Raw genomic sequence first — 6,065 nt, 5'->3', positions numbered from 1 at the left:
CGTCGTTTCTGGGATGCCCCCATCGTCTAGAGGCCTAGGACACATCCCTTTCACGGATGCGACAGGGGTTCGAATCCCCTTGGGGGTATAAAGGACTGTAGTGAGTACTGGAAGTAGAGGGTCTCTTGGGCGCTGGCAAGAGTCTGGGGAGGCGCCCAGAGCTTGGCCTAGCCGAAGTGAAGTTCAGGGGATCGTAGGCTGTCTTTGTTGCCCAGTTGCATGGGAATCAACTGCTGGTGGCCAGAGCTTCTGCCGGCGCAGCAGCAGCCAGATCGTCTTTGATCAGCTCTGCCAGATCCTGGAGTTGGCGAATGGCTTCTGCCCCTTCTAGCTTCATGAGCTCCCGGTCATCCCGCATCTCCGTCCAACTGATAGAGCATTCGGAAACCAAAAAGCGAATCAAGTGCCCCTCCCGTAAGCTGACCATGAAGGAGGCGCTCTCAAATGAGGTGCCGCAGGTGTAGCAAGAAGCCGGGTAGCCCCGCTTCTCCAAAACGATGGCCAGAGCCTGCAAACTCATCACCAGGTCTTGAACGTAGCTGCGGTATTGCTCCGCCAACCGTGCGAACATCACACTCCTCCTATAGTGAGTTGGCCCATTGGGGGCGCATTCTAGTAATTTATGCCTAGTCACTTAGAGTCAGATCTAGCATAACAATCGACAAATCCTCAAGAAAGGGATCCATTTAGCCTCTCTCCAGAGATCAACCAAGGCTACTGAAGACCAAATAGCACGCTATGTAAAGTCTAAGGCAGTAGGATGTAGTATTTAACACTCTTCTCGGAAGAGACATTAAAGTTTACCCTAATTCAAAACTCTTGCCTGCTGGTCTCGGCTCTCTGCCAAGAACCGGTCAGTTTTCCTGCAGTGGGGCTTGGGCCCTGATCCTGAAGGGCTTTATCGGTGAAGATTTTGCCTGGCCGGGGCAATTGTGGCGGGGCTAGGCCTTACAGACGGATGGAACTAGGGTAAGTTCCCGAGGAATGATGCTGAGAAAAGACTCAGGAATATCACGGATAACTAGAGGGAAACACTCGATGTTGTGGCCTGCAGATTTGGAAGGAGGGAGACTGATTGCTTAAAGAGTCTCAAAGAGCAACTGGGGATCGGTGAAACCTGCTATCGGAGCGGATTTTGGCCCCTGAATGGCGATCTTTATCACTCCCCTGCTTTGAATTTGCATCCAACTTGCCGATCTCCGCTCCCAGAGCAGGCTGGCAGGTTTTTTTTGGACAATGACCAGCACCCTGTTGAGGCGAGGCCCCAAAAGCGGCTGAGGCGGACGCGACAACAGGAGACTTGGGCTACATCGCTGCTTCATTTTAGGCGGGATCAGGAGCGCCTTGAGCAATCCTTAAGAAATTCTGGAGTAGCCGCACTGCCAGATCGGGACGAGATCCCCAGTGGAGATGCAGGTAGGAAGCATGCAGGCGCTGGCTGGTCCATCCTTCCTGGTGAGGCGGGGATCCCCAGATGTAGATTGGGTTGGGGGAGAGAGGGGTGCTGCGGGAGCGGTGAAATTCGTGCCCTCGTAGGCGATCCCCGGCCTTGGCCAGCAGGGTTGGGCGCAGGACAGTGGCCTCGCGGTAGCCCAGACACAGCCGGTCGCCCATGTCCACCTGGATAGGCAGCAGCCCGGCCAGGGGGTAGGTCTTTCCCTTGAAATCGGTGAGGGATCGTCCCAGCACCATCAGCCCGCCGCATTCGGCATAGAGGGGTGGATGGGCGGGCGGCGGTGGGCGGTGGCTTATTTTTTCGGAGAGGGTGGCGGCAAACAGTTCTGGGAACCCGCCCCCCAGCAGCAGGCCATCGCAGGGATCCGGCGGCCATAGCCCCACCTGCAGGGGAGAGTACTCCAGCAGCTCGGCGCCACAGGCCCGCAGGAGATCTAGGTTGTCGGCGTAGTAGAAGTTAAAGGCGGCATCGCGGGCCACCCCTACCCGAACCCGACGCGGTTGTGGGGAAATCTCTGGCCACAGCTCCCCCACTGCCGGCGGCAAGGAGCGAATCAAGGGCAGTAGCTCATCCCAATTCAGATGCTGCTCGGCCAGGTCGGCCCAGGTCTCCTGCCAGCGGGGGAAGTGATCCAGTTCTGAGACGGGCACCAACCCCAGGTGGCGGCTGGGCAGGCGCAGATCCTCACGGCGGGGAAACTGGCCCAAGACCGGGATCCCTACCGCTGCCGCCGCTTGCTGTAAAATCTGGCCGTGCCGCTCCGAGGCCACGCAGTTGAAAATCACCCCGGCAATGGTGAGGCGGGGATCAAAGCGGCTCAAGCCGTAGAGCAGAGCGGCCACCGTCATTCCCAGGCCGCTGCCGTCGATAACCAACACCACAGGGATCCCTAGCAGGCGGGCCACGTGGGCGCTGCTGGCAAAAAAGGGTTCTGTCTCGCCGGGCAGGGATGCGGGCGCTCGTCCATCGAAGAGGCCCATCACTCCCTCTACAATTGCTCCATCTTTGCCTTGGCAGTGGTGGCGAAAGCAGCGCTGCACAAAGTTCTCATCGGTTAAAAAGGGATCCAAGTTGCGACAGGGGATCCCGCTCACCGCTGTGTGGAACAGGGGATCAATGTAATCCGGCCCCACCTTGAAGGGCTGAATGCGCAGGCCCCGCCGCCTGAGAGCGGCCAACAGAGCCAGCGTGACAGTGGTCTTGCCGCTGCCGCTTGTGGCTGCCGCCACCAGAATGGCCATCTTGCCCTACCCAAGGACTAGAACTCAATGCCGATTTGCGCTTTGATCCCCTGGTCGCGAAAAGGATGCTTGACCAAGGTCATCTCGGTTACCAAGTCGGCCCGGTCGATCAGGGCAGCCGGCGCGCCCCGCCCGGTCAGGATCACATGCACCCGCTCCGGTTTTTCGGCCAGGCCGGCCAATACCTGCTCCAGGGAGAGGTACCCCAGCTTGAGGGCGACGTTGATCTCATCCAAAAGTACCAGGTGGTACTCGCCGCTGCTGAGCAGCTCCCGCCCCTTTGCCCAGGCCGCCTGCGCATGGGCGATATCCCGCTCGCGATCCTGGGTTTCCCAGGTAAAACCTTCCCCCATGGCGTAAAAGGCGATTTTCCCCAGGCCCAGCTCCGGATGGGCGGCCAACTGGCGCAACAATTTGGCTTCCCCCGGATCCCAGGCCCCCTTGATGAATTGCACTACCCCCACCGACAAGCCTTGGCCGAGGGCACGGAAGATCATGCCGAAAGCAGCCGTGCTCTTGCCTTTGCCCTGCCCTGTATGCACGATGATCAAGCCCTTGTCATCGCGCATGCCCGATAGGCGCTGCCGCTGGATTTGCTGGCGGCGCTGCATTCTGCGGCGGTGCCCCTGGTTGAGGTCAGTCTCTGTGCCCGCTAGAGACTCCGTCCCGCAATTGCCAACGCCAACAGCCTCAGGCTCTGTTGTCGAGTGGGATCCCCAAGCCGGTGCAGAGAGGTCAGACATGGCGGGTTGGGCCATAATCAGAGGAAATTCGGGTGGGCCGAGCAAGCTCTTCCCCAGCAAACTGCTTTTATCCTACCTCTGGCTGGATTGGGCTGGGATCATGAAAGAACCGGCTACCGCTTTTCGAGATAGCCTGCTGATGTACTCCTTCATCTGGGCCGTGCTGGCGGTAGGGTGTTTTCAAGTCCTGCCCCGTTTGCAAATTGCCTCTGCCGCCCAGTTACAGCCCTGGCTGGGGCCCGCCTATCTGGCCGGGCTGGGGGGATCCCTGTTGGCGGCCCTGGGATCGATGTTGGCCGTCTTGGCGGAAACAACCGCGGGCGCTGCCAGCAAAAGGCATCTGCATCGCTTGGCTTGGGCACTGGGGGCGGTTGGCTTTCTGGGAGTTCTCTTCCCTCTGGGCTTGGCGGGCGTCTTTTTTCTCAGGGCTGCCCAGGCCACCGACTGGTGGCAGGAGCTATTTGGCTGAGACCTGCCCGGAGTGCATTTTTTTGACAAATGCGGAGAGGTTAGGGGTACGATAAGGACAAGTTCCGTTCTTTATCCAGAGCAGACTGAGGGAGCAGGCCCAACGAAGCTGCGGCAACCGGCGGAAGTCTCCGCTACGGTGCTAACTCCTGCGGTTAGTCAGTAACCGAAAGATAAAGGAATAAAGCTTTCTCCAGAGGACAGTCCTCTTGGCAGGGGAGTTTTCTGGCAACTTCGCCTCTTAGCGCTTCCGAATAGCTCTGGTTGCAGCAGCAGAGCAAGGCTCTATTGCTTCGGCGGCGAAGTCCTCGGTGCGATAGGGTGCTCTTACTCCTGCGTCGGCCGCGGCCTAGGTCTGCTCTCTGGCTCGGCTGAGCCAGAAGGGATCCCTGCTCAGGCCAGCGGATGATGAACGGCAGCAGCAGGCTCTGCTTTTTGGGCAGTTCTTGGTTGTATCTGTTTCGTCTTAAGGAGAGGTTCGTTGTCCAAGTCGTTTTTGTTTTCCTCGGAGTCGGTGACAGAAGGGCACCCCGACAAAATTTGCGACCAGATCTCTGACGCCATCGTGGATGCCCTCTTGACGGCGGATCCCTTAAGTCGAGTGGCGGCAGAGGTGGTGGTGAATACGGGCATGGTGATCCTGACGGGGGAGATTACCTCGCAGGCGCATGTCAACTTCACCCGGCTGGTGCGGGACAAGGTGGCCGAAATTGGCTATACCGACGCCAGGAACGGCTTCTCCGCAGAAAGCTGCGCGGTGTTGGTGGCTTTCGATGAGCAATCTCCCGACATTGCCCAGGGAGTGAACTTGGCTCTGGAAAGTCGCGCATCCCAGGAAGATGAATTCGACTTGATCGGGGCCGGGGATCAGGGCTTGATGTTTGGCTTCGCCTGCGATGAAACCCCTGAGCTGATGCCACTGCCCATCAGCTTGGCCCACCGCCTCAGCCGCCAGTTGGCCGCGGTTCGCAAAAATGGCACCCTGCCCTACCTGCGCCCGGATGGCAAAACGCAGGTAACCGTGGCCTATGAGGAGGGGCGCCCGGTGGGCATTCACACTCTGCTGATCTCTACCCAGCACACGCCGACCATCGGTGCCATTACAGACGAGGCGGCGGTGCAGGAGCGGATCCGCGCCGATCTCTGGGAGGCGGTGGTGAAGCCAGTGTTTGCCGAGCTGTCCATTAAACCCGACAGCAACACCCGCTTCCTCACCAATCCCACTGGCAAGTTCGTCATTGGTGGCCCCCAGGGGGATGCTGGCCTGACCGGCCGCAAGATTATCGTCGATACCTACGGCGGCTATTCCCGTCATGGGGGCGGGGCCTTCTCCGGCAAGGATCCCACCAAGGTGGATCGCAGCGCCGCCTATGCCGCCCGCTATGTGGCCAAGAACATTGTGGCCGCTGGCCTGGCGCAAAAATGCGAGGTGCAGGTCAGCTACGCGATTGGGGTAGCTCGTCCCATCAACATTCTGGTGGAAACTTTTGGCACCGGCCGTATCCCCGATGAAGCTCTGCTGCGGCTGGTGCAGCGCCACTTCGACCTGAGGCCGGCGGCCATCCTGGCGCAGTTCCAACTGCGAGAGTTGCCCCGCCAAAGGGGAGGGCGTTTCTATCAAAACGTGGCAGTCTATGGGCACTTCGGGCAAACCCATCTGGATCTGCCCTGGGAGCGCACTGACAAAGCTGCCCTGCTGCGGGAGGAAGCTCTCGCGGGAGCGGCCGCCATCCTGGCCTAGGCAAGAGTTGGGATCCCCAGGCAGCAACAGAGACGGTTTGGGGGCCCTCGGTTTTGGCTCTGGCAGGGTGGCGACACAGCGGGGCAGCTGGGTAGCCCCGTACTAAAGTACGGGGCGGAAAAGCCCGTTCGCGTTAGCAGGGCGTAGTCCTTGAGCGACCTGAGTCGCTGGCCAATGGTATAGTTCTAAGCAAGCACCCACCCCGGTGAAAGAGCCGGACAGTGCTGTCAGTCAACAAGTAAGTAAGCAGAACCTTGAGACTGGGTTCCAAGGAACCCTCTGGGGGAGTTCTGGCAGTGCCTTTGCGAGTCTGTCTGTGGACTGCGTAAGAATCCCCCAACTTAAGGTAGACCTTTCGAGAAAAGCGCAAGGAAGTCCAGATCAGGGCTCTCCCTGGGAGGGCTGGGTAGGAGTGG

The 6,065-nt window shown here is 59.4% G+C and carries 5 protein-coding genes, 1 tRNA gene and 1 riboswitch; of the genes, 3 read left to right on the top strand and 3 right to left on the bottom strand.

All coding sequences use genetic code 11. The features are described from left to right. Window positions 1-15: 15 nt before the first annotated feature. Window positions 16-88: transfer RNA gene (locus NW841_RS00835), tRNA-Glu, on the top strand. Between the two features lie 138 nt (window positions 89-226). On the opposite strand, the gene NW841_RS00830 is transcribed toward NW841_RS00835, so the two are convergent. The 3 genes from NW841_RS00830 to cobO form a co-directional block, all read right to left on the bottom strand. Continuing rightward, window positions 227-571: a DUF1815 family protein gene (locus NW841_RS00830; protein WP_414363811.1), complete on the bottom strand. Its 345-nt coding sequence runs from the start codon at window positions 569-571 to the stop codon at window positions 227-229. 752 nt (window positions 572-1,323) lie between these two features. Further along, window positions 1,324-2,697, bottom strand: a complete 1,374-nt coding sequence (locus NW841_RS00825) for a cobyrinate a,c-diamide synthase (RefSeq protein WP_414384949.1) — start codon at window positions 2,695-2,697, stop codon at window positions 1,324-1,326. A 17-nt stretch (window positions 2,698-2,714) separates the two neighbouring features. Further along, window positions 2,715-3,455, bottom strand: a complete 741-nt coding sequence (gene cobO, locus NW841_RS00820) for a cob(I)yrinic acid a,c-diamide adenosyltransferase (RefSeq protein ID WP_414384947.1) — start codon at window positions 3,453-3,455, stop codon at window positions 2,715-2,717. A gap of 85 nt (window positions 3,456-3,540) precedes the next feature. On the opposite strand from cobO, the gene NW841_RS00815 reads away from it, so the two are divergent. Together NW841_RS00815 and metK are read left to right on the top strand one after the other, a co-directional pair. Next, window positions 3,541-3,909: a hypothetical protein gene (locus NW841_RS00815; RefSeq protein WP_414363808.1), complete on the top strand. Its 369-nt coding sequence runs from the start codon at window positions 3,541-3,543 to the stop codon at window positions 3,907-3,909. Window positions 3,910-3,977: 68 nt separating this feature from the next. Next, window positions 3,978-4,088: riboswitch (SAM riboswitch) on the top strand. Window positions 4,089-4,404: 316 nt separating this feature from the next. Beyond that, a complete protein-coding gene (gene metK, locus NW841_RS00810) occupies window positions 4,405-5,649 on the top strand; it encodes a methionine adenosyltransferase (protein WP_414376610.1) in 1,245 nt (414 codons plus the stop codon). Window positions 5,650-6,065 lie beyond the last annotated feature (416 nt).

It is taken from the genome of Synechococcus sp. H60.3 (genome assembly GCF_047462295.1).
Taxonomy (GTDB): domain Bacteria; phylum Cyanobacteriota; class Cyanobacteriia; order Thermostichales; family Thermostichaceae; genus Thermostichus.
Note: the sequence above shows the minus strand (reverse complement) of the source record. Positions and strands in the feature narration are given on the sequence as shown.